Annotated in this window: 21 protein-coding genes and 1 tRNA gene; 8 read left to right on the plus strand and 14 right to left on the minus strand. The window is 45.3% G+C overall.

What is annotated here, in order from left to right; genetic code table 11:
• Positions 1-366: 366 nt before the first annotated feature.
• Positions 367-443, minus strand: a tRNA-Val gene (locus ACL9RG_RS07220).
• Positions 444-836: 393 nt separating this feature from the next.
• On the minus strand, positions 837-2,210 hold the full coding sequence (locus ACL9RG_RS07225; protein ID WP_422791914.1) for an MATE family efflux transporter: 1,374 nt from the start codon (positions 2,208-2,210) through the stop codon (positions 837-839).
• A 240-nt stretch (positions 2,211-2,450) separates the two neighbouring features.
• Between ACL9RG_RS07225 and ACL9RG_RS07230 the strand changes: the two genes are divergently transcribed.
• On the plus strand, positions 2,451-3,101 hold the full coding sequence (locus ACL9RG_RS07230; RefSeq protein ID WP_422791915.1) for a riboflavin synthase subunit alpha: 651 nt from the start codon (positions 2,451-2,453) through the stop codon (positions 3,099-3,101).
• Positions 3,102-3,212: 111 nt separating this feature from the next.
• Here ACL9RG_RS07230 and cfa read toward each other — a convergent pair whose 3' ends face one another.
• Both cfa and punC read right to left on the minus strand, forming a co-directional pair.
• Positions 3,213-4,364 carry a cyclopropane fatty acyl phospholipid synthase gene (cfa, locus tag ACL9RG_RS07235; RefSeq protein WP_422791916.1) on the minus strand — a complete coding sequence of 384 codons (1,152 nt, stop codon included), beginning with the start codon at positions 4,362-4,364 and terminating at the stop codon, positions 3,213-3,215.
• A 336-nt stretch (positions 4,365-4,700) separates the two neighbouring features.
• Positions 4,701-5,918 carry a purine nucleoside transporter PunC gene (gene punC, locus ACL9RG_RS07240; RefSeq protein WP_422791917.1) on the minus strand — a complete coding sequence of 406 codons (1,218 nt, stop codon included), beginning with the start codon at positions 5,916-5,918 and terminating at the stop codon, positions 4,701-4,703.
• 139 nt (positions 5,919-6,057) lie between these two features.
• On the opposite strand from punC, the gene punR reads away from it, so the two are divergent.
• Complete coding sequence (punR, locus tag ACL9RG_RS07245; protein ID WP_422791918.1) at positions 6,058-6,966, plus strand: DNA-binding transcriptional activator PunR; 909 nt, start codon at positions 6,058-6,060, stop codon at positions 6,964-6,966.
• 45 nt (positions 6,967-7,011) lie between these two features.
• Here the strand turns inward: punR and purR are convergent, their stop codons facing one another.
• On the minus strand, positions 7,012-8,037 hold the full coding sequence (gene purR, locus ACL9RG_RS07250; RefSeq protein WP_422791919.1) for an HTH-type transcriptional repressor PurR: 1,026 nt from the start codon (positions 8,035-8,037) through the stop codon (positions 7,012-7,014).
• 403 nt (positions 8,038-8,440) lie between these two features.
• Here purR and ACL9RG_RS07255 point away from each other — a divergent pair, with 403 nt between their 5' ends.
• Positions 8,441-8,530, plus strand: a complete 90-nt coding sequence (locus tag ACL9RG_RS07255) for a YnhF family membrane protein (RefSeq protein ID WP_422791920.1) — start codon at positions 8,441-8,443, stop codon at positions 8,528-8,530.
• A 231-nt stretch (positions 8,531-8,761) separates the two neighbouring features.
• Here ACL9RG_RS07255 and ACL9RG_RS07260 read toward each other — a convergent pair whose 3' ends face one another.
• Positions 8,762-9,619, minus strand: a complete 858-nt coding sequence (locus tag ACL9RG_RS07260) for a C40 family peptidase (RefSeq protein WP_422791978.1) — start codon at positions 9,617-9,619, stop codon at positions 8,762-8,764.
• A 569-nt stretch (positions 9,620-10,188) separates the two neighbouring features.
• On the opposite strand from ACL9RG_RS07260, the gene ACL9RG_RS07265 reads away from it, so the two are divergent.
• Positions 10,189-10,536 (plus strand): Grx4 family monothiol glutaredoxin, encoded by a 348-nt coding sequence (locus tag ACL9RG_RS07265; RefSeq protein ID WP_422791921.1) that lies wholly within the window; start codon positions 10,189-10,191, stop codon positions 10,534-10,536.
• Positions 10,537-10,625: 89 nt separating this feature from the next.
• Here ACL9RG_RS07265 and rnt read toward each other — a convergent pair whose 3' ends face one another.
• The 4 genes from rnt to ACL9RG_RS07285 form a co-directional block, all read right to left on the minus strand.
• Positions 10,626-11,345: a ribonuclease T gene (rnt, locus tag ACL9RG_RS07270; protein WP_422791922.1), complete on the minus strand. Its 720-nt coding sequence runs from the start codon at positions 11,343-11,345 to the stop codon at positions 10,626-10,628.
• Between the two features lie 125 nt (positions 11,346-11,470).
• Positions 11,471-11,863 (minus strand): lactoylglutathione lyase, encoded by a 393-nt coding sequence (gloA, locus tag ACL9RG_RS07275; protein ID WP_422791923.1) that lies wholly within the window; start codon positions 11,861-11,863, stop codon positions 11,471-11,473.
• A gap of 119 nt (positions 11,864-11,982) precedes the next feature.
• Positions 11,983-13,074, minus strand: a complete 1,092-nt coding sequence (locus tag ACL9RG_RS07280; RefSeq protein WP_422791924.1) for an alkene reductase — start codon at positions 13,072-13,074, stop codon at positions 11,983-11,985.
• Between the two features lie 103 nt (positions 13,075-13,177).
• Positions 13,178-13,789 (minus strand): TetR/AcrR family transcriptional regulator, encoded by a 612-nt coding sequence (locus ACL9RG_RS07285; RefSeq protein WP_422791925.1) that lies wholly within the window; start codon positions 13,787-13,789, stop codon positions 13,178-13,180.
• 197 nt (positions 13,790-13,986) lie between these two features.
• Between ACL9RG_RS07285 and ACL9RG_RS07290 the strand changes: the two genes are divergently transcribed.
• The gene (locus ACL9RG_RS07290) at positions 13,987-14,229 is read left to right on the plus strand and encodes a DUF1289 domain-containing protein (RefSeq protein ID WP_422791926.1); all 243 of its coding nucleotides are present in this window, start codon (positions 13,987-13,989) and stop codon (positions 14,227-14,229) included.
• 80 nt (positions 14,230-14,309) lie between these two features.
• On the plus strand, positions 14,310-15,206 hold the full coding sequence (locus ACL9RG_RS07295) for an aldo/keto reductase (protein WP_422791927.1): 897 nt from the start codon (positions 14,310-14,312) through the stop codon (positions 15,204-15,206).
• 41 nt (positions 15,207-15,247) lie between these two features.
• Here ACL9RG_RS07295 and ACL9RG_RS07300 read toward each other — a convergent pair whose 3' ends face one another.
• From ACL9RG_RS07300 to ACL9RG_RS07310, 3 genes are read right to left on the minus strand one after another with little or no spacing between them, the layout of a single operon-like run.
• Positions 15,248-17,311, minus strand: coding sequence for an FUSC family protein (locus tag ACL9RG_RS07300; RefSeq protein ID WP_422791928.1), 2,064 nt, complete (start codon positions 17,309-17,311; stop codon positions 15,248-15,250).
• Positions 17,312-17,322: 11 nt separating this feature from the next.
• Positions 17,323-18,180, minus strand: coding sequence for an efflux RND transporter periplasmic adaptor subunit (locus ACL9RG_RS07305; RefSeq protein WP_422791929.1), 858 nt, complete (start codon positions 18,178-18,180; stop codon positions 17,323-17,325).
• 3 nt (positions 18,181-18,183) lie between these two features.
• A complete protein-coding gene (locus tag ACL9RG_RS07310) occupies positions 18,184-18,420 on the minus strand; it encodes a DUF1656 domain-containing protein (protein ID WP_422791930.1) in 237 nt (78 codons plus the stop codon).
• Between the two features lie 196 nt (positions 18,421-18,616).
• Between ACL9RG_RS07310 and slyA the strand changes: the two genes are divergently transcribed.
• Positions 18,617-19,051: a transcriptional regulator SlyA gene (slyA, locus tag ACL9RG_RS07315; protein WP_422791931.1), complete on the plus strand. Its 435-nt coding sequence runs from the start codon at positions 18,617-18,619 to the stop codon at positions 19,049-19,051.
• Between the two features lie 142 nt (positions 19,052-19,193).
• Here slyA and ACL9RG_RS07320 read toward each other — a convergent pair whose 3' ends face one another.
• Complete coding sequence (locus ACL9RG_RS07320) at positions 19,194-19,664, minus strand: glycine zipper 2TM domain-containing protein (protein ID WP_422791932.1); 471 nt, start codon at positions 19,662-19,664, stop codon at positions 19,194-19,196.
• Positions 19,665-20,048: 384 nt separating this feature from the next.
• On the opposite strand from ACL9RG_RS07320, the gene anmK reads away from it, so the two are divergent.
• Positions 20,049-21,155: an anhydro-N-acetylmuramic acid kinase gene (gene anmK / locus ACL9RG_RS07325; protein WP_422791933.1), complete on the plus strand. Its 1,107-nt coding sequence runs from the start codon at positions 20,049-20,051 to the stop codon at positions 21,153-21,155.
• The last annotated feature ends 1 nt before the right edge of the window (position 21,156 follow it).

Raw genomic sequence — 21,156 nt, forward strand, 5'->3', positions numbered from 1 at the left:
TTATAATGACAATATCGACAAATCAAGAGGCTGAATCCATTCGATAGAAAGGGCTATGCCGGATTTATGTTGCATAGTATAGAGGGTTAATGGCCGTGAAACAAAACAAAAAGTGTATAGCTGCGCAAGCTTTAGGTAACTAATTCTTAGTTGTTGCGCAAATGGATGAGAAGGTGACTAATTTTTAAGCCGAAATGCTGACAGCACGGCTCACGCGCTCTGGCGGCAGGTCATAACTATCTAGAGCGATAAAAGGAAAGCGTGATTAAGATTAAGTTTGATATTTTGACTAGGAGATATCTGAAGCTAGAACTAAGCGGGAATTTAACAAGTAACTTTTAGGATAAAAGAGAGAGTGTATTGCATTGGTGCGTCCGAGTGGACTCGAACCACCGACCCCCACCATGTCAAGGTGGTGCTCTAACCAACTGAGCTACGGACGCATCGTATTTCTTTCTGCCAGTGGCAGCAGCGGGGACGAATATTAACGACCTACCCGATTGCTGGCAAGGGAAAAAATGCATTTTCATGACATATCGCGTTTGATTGCTGCGCGAGTAGTCATTACGTTGTTTTTTTAAACATTTATACACATCATACTTGAAGTTGCCGCTGCGTTGGCTGCGGTTGCTTACCCGAATCACTTACCCACGTAAGCTCACCGGGATTATGAGCCCCGTCCTTGGGGCTCACCCTGCGGGCCAGCGCAAAGCGCTGTTCAAATCAGTTCCAGACTGATTTGTCATTCCCTTGCCGCCTTGAGGCAACTCCAATTATTTGGGGTATATAACCCTGTGCGGGCTGATATATCACCAGCACAGGTGGGGCGGCAAAGGTTATCTTTCAACTCGATGTAATATCATTGATGCCGGCTGTTTTTGGATCCAACGCATACGAAGTGTCATCATAATCGCGGCAAATGTCAGACCGAGAATAAATCCACACCAGAACCCGCTTGGGCCCATGGCTGGAACCAAATAATTGGTCAATGCCAACAAATACCCGACGGGTAAGCCAAGCACCCAATAAGCGACAAACGTGATATAGAAGATGGAGCGGGTGTCCTTATATCCACGAAGCACCCCGGTACTGATAACCTGTATCGCATCGGAGATTTGATATAAGGCGGCGAATACCATCAGATGCGAAGCCAGGATCACTACGGGTGGATCCTCGTTGTATAGCCGGACGATATTTTCGCGGAAGATAACCGAAACAAGGGCGGTAATCGAGGCCATCACAATACCGGTAAATATACTGGTATAAGCGGAGACTTTGGCTGCGTCAGGTAATCCTTGTCCCAAGCGAGAACCTACACGAATAGTTGCTGCGACACCGAGTGATAATGGGATGACGAACATCAACGAGCCAACATTAAGGGCAATCTGATGGCTGGCAACGGCGACGATGCCGAGTGGTGAAACGAGCAAGGCAACAATAGCGAATAACGTCACTTCAAAAAATAGCGCCAAAGCTATGGGAAGACCGAGCTGAGTCAGGCGTTTTAGTGTCGGTAGGTGCGGCTTAGCAAAACGGGAGTGAGCCACGATATCTTTCATAGAGAAAGTGCGCTTGGTATAGATACGCATCATGATAAACATGACCCAGTACACGGTACCTGTTGCCACGCCACAACCCACGCCGCCAAGCGCAGGGGCGCCAAATTTGCCATAAATGAAAATATAGTTAACCGGAATATTGACCAGCAGCCCGATAAAACCAAACACCATTCCTGGTTTGGTCTTCGATAATCCTTCGCACTGATTACGTAATACTTGGAAGAATAGGTAGCCCGGTGCGCCCCACATAATTGCCCGCAGATAACCAATGGCTTTGGCTTCAAGTGTCGGATCGATGTTATGCATTAACCCGATCATGTGATCGCTATTATAAATAACCACCATCACCAGTAAGGAAACGCCAGCGGCTAACCAGAAGCCTTGCTGCACTTGGTCACCTATTTTTTCACGACGCCCTGCGCCATTTAATTGAGCAATCGTCGGGGTTAGTGCTAGCAGCAGGCCTTGGCCAAAAAGTATTGCAGGTAGCCAGATGGATGTTCCTACCGCGACGGCAGCCATATCTGTCGCACTAACGGATCCTGCCATAATAGTATCGACTACACCCATTGCTGTTTGGGCGACTTGGGCAAGAATGACTGGAATCGCAAGCGCCAGTAAGCTACGCGCTTCTGTAAGGTACTTCTGCACGTACACACCTTATTTTGTTGATGATCTTGGATGAAAACACGGCCGATGAAGTCGTGTTAAAAAGGGGATTTTTGATGCGTCGATATACTACCTCGTTCGCTTGAGTAATAAAATAGTGCTCTTTATCCTCCAGCTTTAGCCAATGGCGGTGCTTTTGTACCTATCTGCATTTGGTTTTTTTTACGAACTGCGGCAAACTGCTCAGATGATTGCAATCTGTATTTTATAAGGGGCACAGATATGTTTACTGGGATTGTGCAGGGCACTGGTGTGTTGGTGTCTGTCGATGAAAAACCTAATTTTCGTACCCACGTAGTAAAAATGCCGCCTGAGTTATTGCCAAATCTGGCGCTGGGGGCATCCGTTGCTCATAACGGTTGTTGCCTGACCGTGACGGAAGTGAATGGGGATCTTGTTAGCTTTGATTTGATCAAAGAAACCTTACGTCTTACCAACCTGGGTGATCTTAACGTCGGAGACGTGGTTAACCTTGAGCGTGCAGCCAGTTTTAATGATGAAATTGGTGGGCATCTGATGTCAGGTCATATTATCTGTACTGCAGAAATAGCCAAGATTCAAACATCAGAAAATAATCGCCAGGTCTGGTTCCGTATGCCGCATGCCGAGTATATGAAATATATCCTACACAAAGGATATATCGGAATAGATGGCATTAGTTTGACCGTCGGTGAAGTCACCACCAGTCGTTTTTGCGTACATTTAATACCTGAAACTCTGGAGCGCACGACACTTGGCAGTAAGCGTTTAGGCGATAAAATTAATATCGAAATCGACCCGCAAACTCAGGCGATTGTTGATACCGTGGAACGCGTGTTAGCCAGTCGTGAGGCGGCAATGGCCGCAGCGCAAGCGCTGGCAGAACAGCCATAAGCTATACGTTAGCTATTAGCGATGCGTTAGAGATTATCGTGAAGGGATTTTATCTTCAGATATAAAAAATCGGCCATAGTTGGCCGATTTTTATTTTATGCTATCGATGACTTAACGTGGAACGCGAATACCGCCTTCAACACCGGTCGGACTTAGTAGAACCTGCCATAACTGAATGTCTCGTGCCCGGAAAGCACCGGCACAAGCATTCAAATAGTAAGTAAACATACGTTTGAAACGATCGGAATAGTTATCTTCGAGTTGAGGCCAGGCTTCAATGAAACGTTCATACCACGCCATCAGCGTCCGGTCATAATCAGCGCCAATGTTGTGCCAGTCTTCCATCACAAACAAACCTTCAGTATTGTCGGCAATATGTTTAACGGAAGGCAAACAGCCATTAGGGAAGATATATTTATTGATCCACGGGTCAACATTTAAATCGGTTTTATTACCGCCAATAGTATGTAGCAGGAAAAGGCCATCCGGTTTAATGTTGCGCTTTACCACATCAAAGTAGGTTTGATAGTTTTTAGGACCGACGTGTTCAAACATTCCGACAGAAACAACACGGTCAAACTGATCGTTAAGGTCGCGATAATCTTGCAGAAGGATGGTGACATCTAACCCTTTGCAGCGTTCTTGAGCCAATTTCTGCTGTTCTGCTGAAATGGTTACACCGAACACGCTAACACCATAATGTCGTGCTGCGTACTCTGCTAAACCACCCCATCCACAACCAATATCCAACAAACGTTGGCCCGGTTGCAGCTGCAGTTTATCGCAAATCATCTTGAGTTTGGCTTCTTGAGCCTGCTCAAGCGTGGTTGCCTCTTTCCAATATGCACAGGAATATTGCATATAAGGATCTAGCATCAGGCGGAAAAGATCATTGCCAAGGTCATAGTGCTCTTTACCCACTATCCAGGCACGTTTTCGAGACTGCAAATTACTCAGTCGCGCGACGGCGATGCGAAGCGTGTCTTTTAAGTGATGTGGGAGTTTTTTTTCTAGACCAGCTTGAACGACTTTATGAAAGAAAATGTCGAGACGTTCACATTCCCACCATCCATCCATATAACTCTCGCCCAACCCTAAAGAGCCTTCCTGCAAAACGCGTTTAAAGAAATCAGGATTTTTTACTTTAATATCGAAAGGGCGCGTTCCATTTATTTCAATACCAGCCATTGATAACATTTCATGTGCAATACGGTACCACTGACTATCTTGCACACTCTGGTCTTCTATACACGATGAACTCATAGCTTCTCCATCACTTTCTCTTCTGACTTATTAACCTGCTTAACAAAGCGAAGGCTATTTACAGGCTTTAATGAGAACAGGCGGTTAATCCGTCTTGTCTGATATTTGACTATGAACAAAGGAAATATAAGAAGAATACCTTAGTTTAGTTTCACTAAGGTTAAGTCATCCATGACGTTCAATATGGCACACAAAATGTGTCCAAAAAGACTGCAAGTAAAATCTTGTAAAATGTAATTGTAAATATCTTAATAAGTATAAGCTTGCTACCGAGCATTCTCAATAGCAAATCTTGGCATGTCTAAATCTTATTTAAGTGATTATAACGTATATAAATTATTTTGCCTTGATCGCATTTTCGCCACTTTTTTGCGTAGCATTACGTGCCATTTCTAGGCCCTTTCTCATCGTCAATAAATAGCCAATTCCGACCAAAACGATAGTACTCAGCATAACGTTTACGGTATTTATTAGCGGATGTGAGATCAATGCTGAGACTAGCATGCTGGCAATAAAGCATAAGCCTAGCTGCAGCGTATTTTGCAATGCTGCGGCTTTTCCCGAGTTGGCAGGGAAGAGTGTTAATGCATTAGCGACCACTATTGGATAGCAGGCTCCGTTGACCAACGCCATCAGGCAAAATGGAATAATCAGTGCTAGTAAGGTTGCTTCGGTAAAACGTGCAACAATATATAACGCCACAATGCTTATACAGTAGCCGGTAAGCAGCCAAGGCAGCAGTTTTTTCCCACCGATTCTTGCGAGCAGCATCTTGCAACCAAAACCACCAACCAAGAAGGCAATAGTCTGTGGCACATAGCTGAGCCCAATGACTGACGGACTATAGCCCATATCGTGAAGAATAAAGGGTGAGCCTGTTAGCCAGGCAAAGAAGCCTGCTGAGCAAGAAGAATAGATCAGCACATTGCCGATATATGCCGGATTGCCTAGCATGGAGATAAAACCACGGCTTGGAGAGTGTTGATCATTTTTTGCACTAGATTTACTTTCTTTCAGCGTCAGGGTCGTCAGTAATAGTAAGACACCTATCGTCAGCAATATGGCAAAAATAGCTCGCCAATCTAAATGGTTAAGTGTCCATGCACCGAGCAGGGGAGCAAGGGCTGGTGAGAGAGCAACTAACGGCATAATAGTAGCAAAGGTGCGCTGTGTAACATTTGGGCTATAGCGATCGACGACCAGCGCTTGCCAGCTGACTGTTGCGGCACAAACGCCCACCGCTTGGATAAACCTTAGTGCTAATAGCAATGCAATATCGTCAACCCACAGCATGCCTAAACAACCCGCGCTAAATAATACTAATCCAATAATCAAAATTGGCTTGCGGCCCCAGCGATCGGACAACGGTCCCCAAACCAATTGGCCGGCAGCAAATCCCGCTAAAAAAATGCTCAAACTAGTACTAATTGCACCGGCAGTTGTATTGAGTTCACTTTGCATGGCACTGAAGGCAGGAAGGTACATATCCGTGGCTAAAAAGCCCAGCATACTCAGGCCTGCCAGATAAAATAAAAATCCAAATGAGGGTTTCATGACACCAACTTTATTAGTTTTGAAAGGATAAACGCGAGACTGCGAATCATTATAGAAGAGTGCGGGAGTCTAATAGATGGCGAAAAACTTGTGAAATGCTAATATTTGCGGCTTGTTGTGAAAAATTTTGAAGGTAAATATGTGGTCAGAATATTCATTAGATGTCGTTGATACTGTTGCCAGAACCGGTAGTTTTAGCGCTGCAGCACAAGAACTTCATCGCGTGCCCTCTGCCATCAGCTATACGGTCCGCCAGCTTGAAGAGTGGTTGGCTGTTAGTTTGTTTGAACGGCGACATCGTGATGTTGAATTGACCGCGGCCGGACGGCTCTTCGTTGATGAAGCAAGATCACTTATCAAAAAAATGAATGCCACACGTCGCCAATGCCAACAAGTTGCCAACGGTTGGCGAGGAGAACTCAACGTAGCTGTCGATCGTATTGTAAAGCCAGCCAGGCTCCGGCGATTAGTCGTAGACTTTTATCGCGAATTTTCAGATACCGAGCTGATTATACATAATGAAGTCTTTAACGGTGTGTGGGATGCTCTGGTAGATGGTCGTGCAGATGTCGCTATTGGTGCGACACGGGCGGTACCTGCAGGCGGTCGTTTTAACTTTCGCGATATGGGATTTATGGATTGGCATTGTGTCGTCAGCCCAACACACCCATTGGCGGCAATGCCTGGGACACTTCACGACGACAGTCTGCGCCATTATCCTGCATTATGTCTGGAGGACACATCGAGGAATCTTCCCAAACGTGATACCTGGACATTGGATAATCAGCGTCGATTGGTTGTACCTGATTGGACTTGTGCGCTTGATTGTTTGTTCGATGGGTTGTGTGTTGGCATGATGCCAGTGCATATGGTCTCACCCTGGATTGCTCAGAACAAACTAACCGCATTGACCTTAAGTAATACCTTTCCGGAAAGTCCATGCTGTCTAACTTGGGATCAGAACAATCAGTCGCCCGCTCTTGCGTGGCTACTTAACTATTTAGGCGATAGTATTACGCTGAACCAGGAATGGCTGCGTGATAACTAAAAAGGATGCCAGTCTGGCATCCTTAGTGGGGTATTAATGGCAAGCTTAGCGGCGATAATCTCGGTAAGGTCCGTCAGCAACCGAGCGTCGTTCAACCAGCTTAGGCTTAACTTCTATGGTTTGTTGTTCTTCACGTTTATTAATAATACGGTCCAATAGCATCGTAAACGCCATCTCACCTAAGCGTTCTTTCGGCTGATGAATCGTTGTGAGTGGCGGTGAATAATAACGGGCATTGCGCACATTATCATAGCCAATCACTGAAATATCCTGTGGAACCCGTAATCCCATTTCATCAGCGGCACAGATAGCGCCCATTGCCATGACATCACCGCCGCAGAATACTGCGGTAGGACGGTTTTTCTGTGAAAGGATCTGTCGCATCGCCTGATATCCAGATTCTGGCTCAAAGTCGCCTTGAACAATCCATTCGTCGCGTACGGGAATATTGGCCTCTGTCAGCGCTTTAACAAAGCCATTAAAGCGCCCACCACCGGTATTACGATTGAGTTGGCCTGGTATTGCGCCGATATCGCGATGGCCACGCTCGATAAGATAACGTCCTGCCAAATACCCACCGTCAAAGGCGTTATCAATGATGGAGTCGGTGAAATCATTGCGCGATTCGCCCCAATCCATGACCACCATCGGGATAGCGCGGTATTCTTCCAACATGCCAAGCAATTCTGCTGGATATTCAGCACACATTACCAGTAAGCCATCAACACGCTTTTGCGCCAACATGGCGAGGTAAGCACGCTGTTTCTCTAGGTTGTTATGCGAATTGCATAAAATTAGCGTATAGCCTTTGGCAAAACAGCTGTTTTCCACGGCTTCAATAACTTCAGCAAAGTAGGGCGCTTCGCTTGATGTGGCTAATAACCCTATTGATTTGGTGTTGTTGACCTTAAGACTACGGGCGACGGCACTAGGAGAATAATGCAAATCTTTAATAGCAGCCCGCACAGCTTCCTTGGTTTCTTCGGCGACGAAACGTGTTTTATTGATGACGTGCGATACCGTCGTGGTTGAGACGCCAGCACGCTTAGCGACATCTTTAATCGTTGCCATGGAAAAAATAACTCCTGAACCCGCGTGCACTAGCACGTTAGCATTATGTTAATCGTTTGCCTGCGTTTATTTAACTGCGATAATTTCTTTACGCAGCAAAATCGTTTGTATTGATTTCAGCAGAGAACCTGAAAGGGGGCTGAGATAAGCAGCCGTTACATCGCAGGGCGGTAACCGCGAATTTTCTCTTATATTGCGGAAAAGTGGAAGAAAAATTTAAGCTGACTACGAAGATGGCGCTCTTTGTTAGAGATCATAGGAAAATGGTAGCGGCTATGAGAATATATCAATGGCATAATAATTGTATGGCTATTCTTTATGTGGCTACTGGTTGTATGGCCAATGTCTGTTTGGCTCGTTATGATTATAAGTATTCTCGGCGTTCATCATGAAAGGAGGATGTATGGATAGTAATCTAAAAATGTCTTTAATCACCACGGTTTGCGCATTGGCGATGATCTTGATCTTCAGCTTTACTGCGGTGATGCACTGAGTTGGGCGTCGCTAGGCGTTGTTGTTGGCTGACTACTGTACCGATGCCTTAGTTACTTTGCCAATGTAGCACTGACTTCGCCAAAGCAGGGTAGCGATAAAAAATAAGGGAAATCCCTAAATGGGATTTCCCTTATTTTATTATCATTCTCTTGTCGATAACTGTGTGTTCTCAGTTATCACGGAAACACTTCGTTAAATGCTCTTCATCAAAGATGAGCTAACTGACTATTTAACGAATCGTTTTAGGGGTCATGACCCGACGAGCGCCTACGTAATGATCTTGCCAGTAGTTATCCGCAAGGTAACTGATTTTTATGTCTTCACCTGTGCGAGGAGACTGAATAAATTTACCATTACCAAGATAAACACCAACATGGTCTGCGGCACCGCGCTTGGAAATCTTAAAGAATACCAAGTCGCCAGATTCTAACTCACCACGTTTGATTGGCGCTGCATCACGCAGGTGATACATTTCATCGGCCGTGCGAGGCATCTTAATACGCATCAAATCCTTATATGCGTAGTAAACTAAGCCACTACAATCGAAACCAGTATTCGGCGATGTCCCACCCCAGCGGTAAGGTTTTCCGACTTGGTGCATCAATTTGTTCATCGCAGTCAATTTAGCTGTCTGATAGCGTTTTTTATGCGCGGCGCTCATCGCAATCGGCATGCATTTTTCACTTGCCGCTTTATGCTTGTGATGACGACCGTACGCTTTTTTACCCACAGTAGGGCAGGTTACCGCCTCATTCGCTAACGAGTGAGTGATACTCTTAATCTCTTTTTTGTGTCCGTTTTTTTCATGCTTGGCTATGGCCGCCTTTGTAGACGCATGCTTAACCAGCTTGGGGCTGCCAGCTTTCTTACTGTGTGTTGTCGATTTATGGTGCTCATTTACTGCCGCTGATTTTGTTTTCTTAGTACTGCGAGCAACAACTTTTCGCTTTCGTCGTTCTTCAGGTTTTGTCTGATCGACGTGGCTTTTCCGTTGTTCTGCGGAAATACGTTTATGTGGCGAAGCATTTGCCACATTAAGAAACAGCTGGGTAAAGAGCAGCACAAAGAGCGTAAACAATAACCGCATGGCGTCGCTACCGATAGTGTCCAAGGTTAAACATCACAGATGTTACAGTATTCCCCAAAAGCGGGGCGTAAAACAGCATGAATTGCTTCGATTCTAGATCATATTGTGAGAAAAAGTTAATATCTTTTTTTTTGCTGATAAATGCAGCATGAATCGTTCGAAGTTAACTCAAATTTCAGAGTGTTAGCACATAAACACAGCGAACTTCGGATCTGTCGAACTTTGCTATATAGATAGTAGATAACAATATAATGCCTGTTTTTTGGCTCTCGATGCATGACTTTACCAGCCTAAAGACGAGGGTCAATAAAAACCACACAAAAAATGGCGTTATATCTTGCCTCGGTCATCGTTACAATAGTGATAAGAAAAAACGATGCTTTTATCTGACTAAATTTATGTCGATTAGCAGTAGTCATTAGCATAAATTAAAATGTAAGTAGATATCGTTTACCTATGCAGACCTATACCCATCATACTTCAAGTTGCAGGGTATAAACGTGTTGTAGTCTCTGCACAAGTTTGAGTAATGACCGTGACAGCCTATTGATGGCTTGAGGAAGCAAAAAATGACCACGACTATTGAAAAAATTCAGCAGCAGGTTTCTGAAAATCCAATCCTGCTTTATATGAAAGGTTCACCTAAATTGCCAAGCTGTGGTTTCTCAGCTCAGGCGGTTCAGGCGCTTTCTGCCTGTGGTGAACGTTTCGCTTATGTTGATATTCTGCAAAATCCAGACATCCGTGCTGAGATGCCAAAATTTGCTAACTGGCCAACGTTCCCACAGCTGTGGGTCGACGGTGAACTGGTTGGCGGCTGCGATATCGTAATTGAAATGTATCAACGCGGTGAACTGCAGCAACTGATCAAAGAAACTGCTGAAAAATACAAATCAAAAGAAGAGCAGCCAGAATAAGCTGTTTGGGTTTGAAAAAATGAGCGGCCATGAGCCGCTCATTTTTTTGTCGTGTACGTCACTTTTGCTGCGGGGCTGGATTATCGCTCTTAATCGATATCCTGTGAGGGCGTATTTTCATCATCACGGATATCTTCTGGTGCTATCGGCAAAGGCCAACCACCGAGACGTTTCCAGCGATTGACTAATTCGCAGAAAAGATGAGCAGTCTGCTCAGTATCGTATAGTGCTGAGTGCGCCTGAGAACTATCAAAAGCAATCCCTGCGCTAATACAGGCTTTTGCTAATACCGTTTGGCCTAATACTAAGCCGCTTAACGCTGCGGTATCAAAAGTTGCAAAAGGGTGGAATGGATTGCGTTTTAAACCCGCCCGCTCAGCAGCAGCCATCAGGAAGCTATGATCAAAATTAGCGTTATGCGCAACGATAATCGCCCGATTGCAGTTCTGCTCTTTCATCCCTTTGCGAATGGCCTTGAAGATGGCATGCAACGCGTCATATTCGCTGACCGCACCACGTAGTGGATTGGTAGGATCAATGCCGTTGAATGCTAAGGCTTCAGGATGCAAAATTGAACCCTCAAAAGGTTCTACGTGAAAATGCAGCGTCTCGTCATTTTCAATCCAGCCGCCATCATCCATGCGTAATGTTACAGCGGCAATTTCTAATAATGCATCTGTCTGGGCATTGAAACCGGCGGTTTCTACATCAATTACTACGGGATAGAACCCACGAAAACGGCCTCGCAAGGCGTTAGAGTCACTTTTATCAGCCATCAGCTTCTTATCTTTAACGAATTCAGCGCGCATTATGGCAAACTTTTACGCCAGATGCAGGTAGAGAAGGGAGAAAACCAGTAGCCAAGACCTTTCGGCGGGATAGTCTAATCAAATCTTGGCTGTCAGAGTTTATTGGGTGCGTCTTTATTGATGTTTTACTTTGCCTGTTTGGATTCGACCAATTCGATTTTGTAACCATCAGGGTCTTCGACAAAGGCAATAATACTCGCCCCGCCTTTTACCGGGCCGGCTTCGCGAACGACCTTACCTCCTGCTTGGCGAATCTCATCGCAGGTTTGTGCCACGTTATCGACACCTAATGCCAGATGACCAAAGGCACTGCCAAGATCGTAGCTATCGACGCCCCAGTTGTAAGTCAACTCAATAACTGCACCTTCACTTTCTTCGGTATAACCGACAAAGGCAACGGTGTATTTATATTCGGCATTTTCGCGTGTTCTCACTAAACGCATGCCCAAAACTTGGGTATAGAAATCAATAGAGCGTTGCAAGTCACCGACGCGAAGCATGGTATGAAGTAAACGCATTGAGGCTCCCTAATTATCAACGTGAGTAGTAATAGTCAGAAGTAAAAAAGCGGCAGCCGTTGAGGGTAACAAACGGCTGCCGCAAAACTCATTAGCATTGTTCCAGTGCTACAGTGCGATTACAAGGTTGGGTAATCGGTATATCCTTCTTCACCGCCGCCGTAGAAAGTTTCTGGTTTAGGTTCGTTAAGTGGCGCATGAGCTTTAAGACGTTCTAGCAGATCTGGGTTGGCGATATAGCTACGGCCAAATGCCACCGCATCGATATAGCCTTTCTCAATCAACTCTTCCGCTTTCTCTGCGGTATAAGCACCGGCACCAACAATCACGCCGCTATAATGCGCGCGGATTTGTTTACGGAATGCTTCGGTATAGGCTTTACCACCGGCCCAGTCTGGTTCTGAAATATGCAGGTAAGCCAGATGACGTTTGTTCAACTCATCCAACAGATAGAGTGCTGCTTCTTCCTGATCTTCACCGTTATCCAAGCCGTTGAATGGGCCCATTGGCGAAATACGAATACCTACGCGGTCTGCGCCAATTTCTGCGATGGCTGCATCAACAACCTCTAATGTCAGGCGAGTGCGGTTCTCAATGCTTCCACCGTATTGATCGGTACGTTGGTTAGAGGCAGGAGACAGGAATTGATGCAGCAAATAACCGTGTGCGCCGTGCAATTCGATATAGTCGAAGTTAGCTTCACGGGCATTGGCAATGGCGCTGCGGAAATCGTTCACGATACCAGGGATTTCACTGGTTTCTAGTGCGCGTGGAGTAGAGCAATCTTCGCGGTATGTTTGGCCATTTTCATCACGTAAGCTGGTACGTGTTTCGGCATTAATAGCAGAAGGGGCTACAGGAGCCTGATTGCCCGGCTGTAAGCTGGCGTGAGAAATACGGCCTGTGTGCCACAATTGCACGGCCATATGGCCTTGTTTAGCGTGGACACCAGCTACAATTTTCTTCCAGGCAGCAGTCTGCTCTGGTGAATGCAATCCAGGTGCACCGGCATAGCCTTTAGCTTGGGCCGAAATTTGAGTTGCTTCACTGATAATCAACCCTGCGCTATGACGTTGCGCGTAATATTCGCCCATCAGTGGAGTAGGGATATCGCCGGGCTCGATGCTACGCAGACGGGTCAATGGCGCCATAAATACACGATTTGGTAAGGTTTTTTTGCCAACAACAAGAGGCGTAAAAAGCTTGGTCATGATAACTCCTGGAATAAATAGACTGGTCGTCTAGGTGGTGTTTTATAAAACCATATAGTAAAGATGGTTAACTTACTAGTGACGTTGTCACGCTAATTCAGCGTTAAAATTCAGTACCTGGTGGTTGTAAAAATTGTTCTACACATTCCATTGCGGCAGATAAGGGCGTAACAGAATGCTTAACCTTTGCGCGCAGTGATGCGCCAAGCCACAGGGAATAGAGTGCTTCTGCAGCAACGGGGGGCGAAAAAGGAATACGTAATGATCCTTCCTCAATTCCTTTCTCAAGAGCATGTTGCAGGCGTTTTATTACTTTGCTGGTGCCTTGTTCTAAGACATGCCGCATTGGCTCTGATAAGTCACTCACTTCTGCTGAAACTTTGACAGCAAGGCAAGCTGTATGACATTCACTACTACAAAAGTTGCTGATGGTCATAGCGTAGTAACTCAGCAAATGCTGTCGCTGATTACCTTTCGGGTTGCTAAATAAGGCTTCGAGATGTGCATCATACTTATCAAAGTAGCGTTTGATCATCGCTTCTCCAAAAGCCTCTTTGGATTTGAAGTAGTGATAAAACGATCCTTTAGGCACCACGGCTGTTTTTAATAACTCCGTCAGGCCCATGCCGGTGAAACCGAGGTGCAAGCTCAGTGCTTCACCTGTTGCTAGCAGATGTTCTCGGGTATCAGTATGCGAAGATTCTATTTTGTTCATGTGTTGTAGAGTAATAGACCGAGCGGTCTAGGTCAATAATCAGTGTAAATAAAAATGTAAGCAAGATGTGGCTTGCACGTTTAGAGTAAAACGTCTTCAATAAAAGTCTATATCCGACACATTTCATAGCGTAGGAGCGATTTGTCATTCTACTGTATGAACGCCTATTGGGTATGTTCTCGCAAGACGGAGGAATTGTGGCACAACAGCTCGAGTTTTTCGACATCCCTAGCCCTTGTCGTGGTATTTGCCAGGCCGGACCGAATGGCTTTTGCCGAGGCTGTTTTCGCAGCAGGGAAGAGCGTTTTCAATGGATGAGTATGAACGACGTTGAAAAGCGTCACGTACTGCGTTTATGCCACCAGCGTTTCTTACGTCTTAAACGGGTAAACAAAGCAGCGGATGACGATGTATCACCAGAACAACCCTCATTATTTTAAATCCCACCTCGCTATTTAAATAAGCATTAGACTAGGATGCTGTACGCTATTAAAAATCTAATAATGAGAGGTAATGTAGGATGGAACATCGTACTAAGCTGGCTGCGATTGGCCCAGAATTTTCGCGGATGATTTGTGGCTATTGGCGGCTGATGGAATGGGATATGACTCCACAACAGTTGCTCACTTTTATTGAGCAGCATGTTGAACTTGGTATCACCACAGCCGATCATGCTGATATTTATGGTGGCTATCAATGTGAGGCTGCTTTTGGCCAAGCGCTGCGTTTAAAGCCAGCGCTGCGCCAGCAAATGCAGTTGGTCAGTAAATGTGGCATTGCCACAAAAGCTGACCCTAAAAATCACATTGGTCACTATATCACCGACCGTGAGTATATTATCGCGCAGGCTGAAAAGTCGCTGACAAACTTACATACTGATAATCTTGATCTATTGCTAATCCATCGTCCTGACCCACTAATGGATGCCGATGACGTTGCTGAAGCCTTCACCTCATTACACCAAAGCGGCAAGGTAAAGCACTTTGGCGTGTCAAACTTTACCCCGACACAGTTTACGTTATTACAATCGCGTCTGCCGTTCGCTTTGGTAACTAATCAGGTTGAAATTTCGCCTACGCACCAGCCTGCTATTTTGGATGGCACATTGGATCAATGCCAGCAACTGCGCATTAAACCTATGGCTTGGTCATGCCTTGGTGGCGGCAGCTTGTTCAAGGACCCGCAATTCCAGGCATTACGAGATGAACTGACCGCCGTAGCGCAAGAAATTGGCGCTGAAAATATTGAGCAGGTGGTTTATGTCTGGATCATGCGCTTACCTTCTCAGCCTTTGCCTATCATCGGTTCGGGAAGAATTGAACGAGTGAAGTCGGCGCTTAAAGCCTTGGATTTGGATATGAATCGCCAGCAATGGTTCCGCATTCGCAAGGCGGCGCTAGGTTACGACGTACCGTAATGAACGGCTGATATTTGTTATTGTCTTTAATAAAATCATCATTATGCGGGCTTACCAGAAGGATCGGATAAGTCCGTTTTTTGCTCAGCGAGTTTCTCTTCTGTCGAAATCGATAACTGTAACTGCGAAAGTGAGCAGTAAAGTCGCCATATCAGTCCAGCTAACTCTTTTGCTGACTCATTATGATGTTGTGCAAGCGCCTCACTAATACGCTGTAATTCGCGCAAACTGGCATCCAATACCGGATGACTGACGCCGCGTTCGGTCATAATGCCTTTCAGACAGTGTATACAGGTATTCTTAACTGCTGACAGCGGGTCGGAGCGAGTTTCCCATTTGCGTAATTGCCACACGACATGGCTGCAATTGAGTAGTACAACCCCCCAACGTAATAACCAGTCACGAGAAATTTGATCGTTGCTCTGGTTGAGCTGACTAATACGGTGATAAATCAATGATTCAAACTGTAAGTGGGATAACTGCGGCCGGCGGCTGAGTTGATCGATAAAGTCTCGACGCAGCGCTTGAATAATTCGACGGCTTTTACGTTTGTCAGAGCTGGGGCGTAATAATTGAAACGCGACGCCCGCCAACATAACGCCAGCTATTTTTGCTAATCCATCATTAATGAAAGCTGAATAGTCGTAAACCGGGGGATTGGTCATTTCAAGAAAAGAGCCGCTAAAGACAATTAATTGTCCCCATAATGCGGCTCGTGTTTTGTCCTGGAGTTTCATCATTTGCATCGTAATGAGAATGGGAAATAGCAGGATGTAAAATGCCCATAAATCGTCGAATTGCACCATTAACCCAAAACGAATCATATAGCAGGCAATAAATAGCACCAGTAAGGATTTGATCAACAAGGTAATGCTATTTATTGGTGATGCGGTTGAAGAATACAGCACACAGCCGATGGCTGCTAAGGTCACACCGGCTCCCCCTGAATTCCATTGGGTGTTTATCCAGTAAGCGCAGGCAATCAGAATACAAACAAAGGTACGTAAGCCACTCCACGCGGCTTCATAACTATCGGTATGACGGGTTAATTTGCTGGCTTTTGGCGCAACGAGTAATAAAACTTCCGCCACATTGGCATTCTCAACCCGTTGTAACCAATGTTCCGTGCGCAGATATAGCCAGCAAAAATCATGCAAGCGAGTCCAGAAAGCTTGATGACGAAAATCGGCACTGTTATGAGGTTTTATCTGTACGAGAATTTTAGCCAGGCGATACTTATTGGTGTCAGGAGAACTCAATTCATGAAGCAGTTGTTGTAATACCTCGTTGAGATTCTTGGGTGAGTCAGGCCAATTGAGCATCATTCGCCTGATACTTGAGATAACACTGGTCATGCCGAGCTGTTGATGCAGAAGATAATTGAGCAGATTGTTTTGTTTACGTAAGCGGTAGTGGCTCCAGAAAGCCTGGATACGCAACAGATTCATGGTCAATATTTGGCTAATTAGATTTTGATGAGAATACCGAATCTGACTGTTGTTATCTTCAAGCCAGAGCAGTTTAGCGTGCTCTAACAACTGATTATGCATACGCCGAAGTGAAGTTAATAATGCATCACCATCCGAGGTGCTCGGCAGTAGCATCATCATAAATCCACCACAGAGAATACCAATAATGACTTCACATACACGCGCCTGTGCAATATCGAAAATTTGTCCGGTATCCGTTACGTTGACGGTAGAAAACGCAATAATTGCCGCGGTATACCCAGAAAGAGCAAAGGCATAAGCCACATTATTTTGATTTTGGTTGGCAATATAAGTACAAAACCCCAGCCAACTTGCTATCGCTAAGCTAAATAGCCAAGGATCATTTAAGCAATGTCCAGCGATCAATACGGCCGCACAAGCCCCTATTACGCTGCCAATGATTCGACCAATGCTTTTACTAATTACACCGCCAACGGTTGGAAAGCTGACCACTGCCGCTGATGTAAAGGCCCAGTATGGTTCATCTAATTCAAGGACAAAGGCCAGCCATAATGCCAGACACATAGCGATGGAGTTGCGTAGGGCATAGCGCCATTGACTGGCTGTAGCTCTTCCCCAAAGTGTCTTGTTCCATTGTAACCAAGAGAGATTCACTAAAATGACCTTTAGTTGTGAATCGATATATTACAGCTGGTGCCAGCAACGAGCAGGGCATCAGCCGGAACATGAAGCAATTTGATTCGGATGGGAACGCGTTGCGCTAATCTGACCCAAGGCACATTTGGTTTCACATCAACTAATAGTCCTGCTGAGCTTTCCACACTTTGGTCATAGATGGCTCTACCTATACTTTCTACTTGCCCATCAATAGGGTAATTACCGTTATATAGAGTAATATTGGCTTTATCGCCGACTTTAATATGCTTGAGTTTAGTTTCTTCGAAATATCCCAATACATAGAAAGAATGAATATCAACTAAGGCAACTAAAGGCGTGCCTGCAATAGCGTAGTTTCCTTTGCGAGTTTGTAAATTAGTTATATACCCATCTGTGGGCGCATAAATTTTTGTTTTACTTAAGTTCCATTTAGATTGCTCGAGATTGGCTTGAGAAGATTGGTAGGCTGCCTGCATTGACTTAGCTGTCAAATTAGCTGTATCTAAAGATTCAGCAGAAATAACGTTATTAGCTAATCCTCGACGACGCTGGGCTTCATGATTTGCTTTATCAAGTTCTGCGGAAGCTTTTGCTACTTCGGCTTGCGCGTTATCTAATGCGATTTGAAAGGGAACAGGATCGAGGGTAAACAGTAACGACCCAGCTTTGACGTATTGATTATCATGTACGGCAATATCGATAATTCGCCCTGAAATTTCAGGTGTGATGTCCACCAATTCGGCACGAACCTTACCGTCGCGGGTCCAAGGGGATTGCATATAATAATTCCAGATCCACCAACCGACGCATAATGCCACTGTGAAAACCAATAATGTTGAGAAGTACTGCAGGGTTTTGTATTTCATTTCTCACTCATGTACCAATAGTAATACGGCTATGCCAATTGATATGACGAATATAGACAAGTCCATTAGTGTCGGATGCCAAACATTACCGGAATAAATCCAGTCACGGGAAAGACGATGAATGATTAACCAAAATATCAGACCAACTAAAAATGCTTTAAAAATAGGTGGGAAATAGAGTGACGCTCCGAATACCAAATCGGAAAGCGGGAAGCCTGAATGAAGGATTTGCGTAATCACACGATTAATCTCTACTGGTGATTGTGTTATACATATATCAAGTCTAGTGGATCTGTTTGATTGTATTTAAGTAGCATTCGCTAATTAATTACATTCAGTTTTTAATCAAAACATTTGCAAATCCACACATAAAGTTCGGTAAACTAGGCTAAAATTTAGTAGGCTATCTTAGCATGCTAATTATGAGGAGGGGTAATTGGAATTAAATTTGGGTTCAGATCTAGCACGATTGGTTCGTGCTTGGCGCGCGTTGATTGATGAGCGGCTAAAGCCACTCGAATTGACGCAAACACACTGGGTAACTTTGCATAATATCAATAAGTTACCGCCAGAGCAGTCGCAAATCCAGTTAGCTAAAGCTATCGGGATTGAGCAGCCATCATTAGTAAGGACGCTGGATCAGTTGGAAGAGAAAGGCATGATTACCCGCCATACTTGCGCCAACGATCGCCGTGCTAAACGTATCAAGCTCACGGAAGAGGCTGCGCCGATTATCAACCAGATGGAAACTGTGATAGAGGAGACTCGCCGAGAAATCGTTTTTGGCATATCGTCCAAAGATATCGAGTGGCTGTCAGGTATGTTAGCGGCGTTAGAAAAAAATATTGTGGCATTGCAACAAAAGAACTAACAAAAGAAAAGTACCAGCGACATGGACATGATGAATAGCAACGCGGTACCACAATCATAAAAAAACCGAAGGCTTTGGCCTTCGGTTTTTCTTTTTTGTATCGGCTGTATCATTCGGCGAGTAGATTACGCCAGCATCAAAATTAGACGCTCGGTGCAACGGTTACGCTGCTGCCGCTGGTTGCCAATGTGACACGCTGACCAACCGAGTATTGTGACTTACCGGTTTTCTGTACCACAATGATGGTGTTGCCATCATCTTTACGAATATGCAGCTCGACGGCATTAGAGCGGCTCAGCCCACTTTCGATGCTTTGTCCTGCTACGCCGCCAGCAATGGCGCCCGCTGCGGTTGCCAGGCTGCGCCCAGTACCTGCACCGACAGTATTACCCAGGAAGCCACCAAGAACGGCGCCACCTAATGTCCCAATAATGTTCTGGTTATTGTCGTCTTGAATTTGCACTGGGCGAACAGCCACTAAAGTACCATAACTGACACTTTGCACTTGTTTCGCTTGAGAAGACGAATAGACGTCACCAGACAGGGTGTTATCATTCGCACAACCCGCCAATGTCAGTCCCGCGAGTGCAACAACCAAAAAACGCTTCATCATAAATAGCTCCTAATTTGTACCCGCAATATAAGCATAACACCATGATTGCGTTTAGATTAATTACACGGTTCAACTTCACTGTTGAGGGTGCGTATCACGCAATAACTCTTTCTGGAGTTAATCCTATCTTTTCACTCTTCAACTAATGATAAACGGTGGTTTAAGTTTTCGACAGGAATTCGTGAGAATTATCTCCTAATGTAACATTTATTTTAATCGTTGTAATAATGAATGAAAAATAAGCGAACTCATCACGTTTTTGATAAAAAATCAGATAAAACAGCGTTTTACTGACATAATCTTGTTTAATTCTAATCAACATAACTGCACGTAACCAATAGCACTGTTTGGCTGAATACAGACCAAGGTGTGAGGAGATGATCGATGAAATCAGGTCGCTACATAGGCGTAATGTCAGGAACCAGTCTTGATGGTATAGATGTCGTACTGGCCGCTATCGATGAAAGGTTAGTTGCCCAACAGGCGACCTACTCGCATCCTATTCCTATTGCACTTAAGACGGCCATTCTGGGTATGTGTCAGGGACAGCAAGTGACATTAGCGCAAGTAGGCGAACTCGATACTCAACTGGGTATTTTGTTTGCACAAGCCGTTCAAGGACTGCTGGATCAGTGTGGTATTTCTCCCGAAGAAATCACGGCCGTTGGCTGTCATGGTCAGACGGTTTGGCATCAACCCAAAGGCGACGTTACTTTTTCAATGCAACTTGGTGATAATAATCGAGTGGCAGCGCTCACCGGGATCACTACCGTCGGTGATTTCCGTCGCCGCGATATGGCATGGGGAGGTCAGGGCGCACCGCTTGTTCCAGCTTTTCACCAAGCACTTTTGGCCGATGCTGCTGAACGTCGAATCATCCTCAATATTGGTGGTATAGCCAATTTGTCCATGTTATTGCCGGGGCAAGCTGTTCGTGGTTATGACACCGGCCCGGGTAATATGCTGATGGATGCCTGGATATGGCGTAATCGGTCGCTGCCCTATGATAAAGATGCGCAATGGGCTAGCCAGGGGCAGGTTTGTCGGCCGTTATTGCAACAAATGCTCGCCGATCCTTATTTCTCTGCACCTGCACCGAAGAGCACAGGGCGCGAATACTTTAATCAGGCTTGGTTAACCCGACAGTTGGGAAATTACCCTGCGCTACTTGCAGAGGATGTGCAGGCGACATTGGCAGAATTGACTGCAACTAGCATTTCAGAGCAAGTCCAATTGGTTGGAGGATGCGATCGTTTAATGGTATGTGGCGGCGGCGCACGTAATCCGCTATTGATGGCTCGCCTTTCTGCGTTATTGCCAGGAACTGAAGTGTGTACAACCGATGCTTTTGGTATTAGCGGTGATGACATGGAAGCGTTAGCTTTTGCTTGGCTGGCATTTAGAACAATGTCTGGGCAATCAGGGAACCTTCCTTCGGTAACTGGTGCTAGCCAAGAAACCGTATTAGGGGCAATTTATCCGGTTGTTTGAA

Origin of the sequence: Rouxiella sp. Mn2063, assembly GCF_049319665.1 — a bacterium.
Lineage (GTDB): Bacteria > Pseudomonadota > Gammaproteobacteria > Enterobacterales > Enterobacteriaceae > JBMOUD01.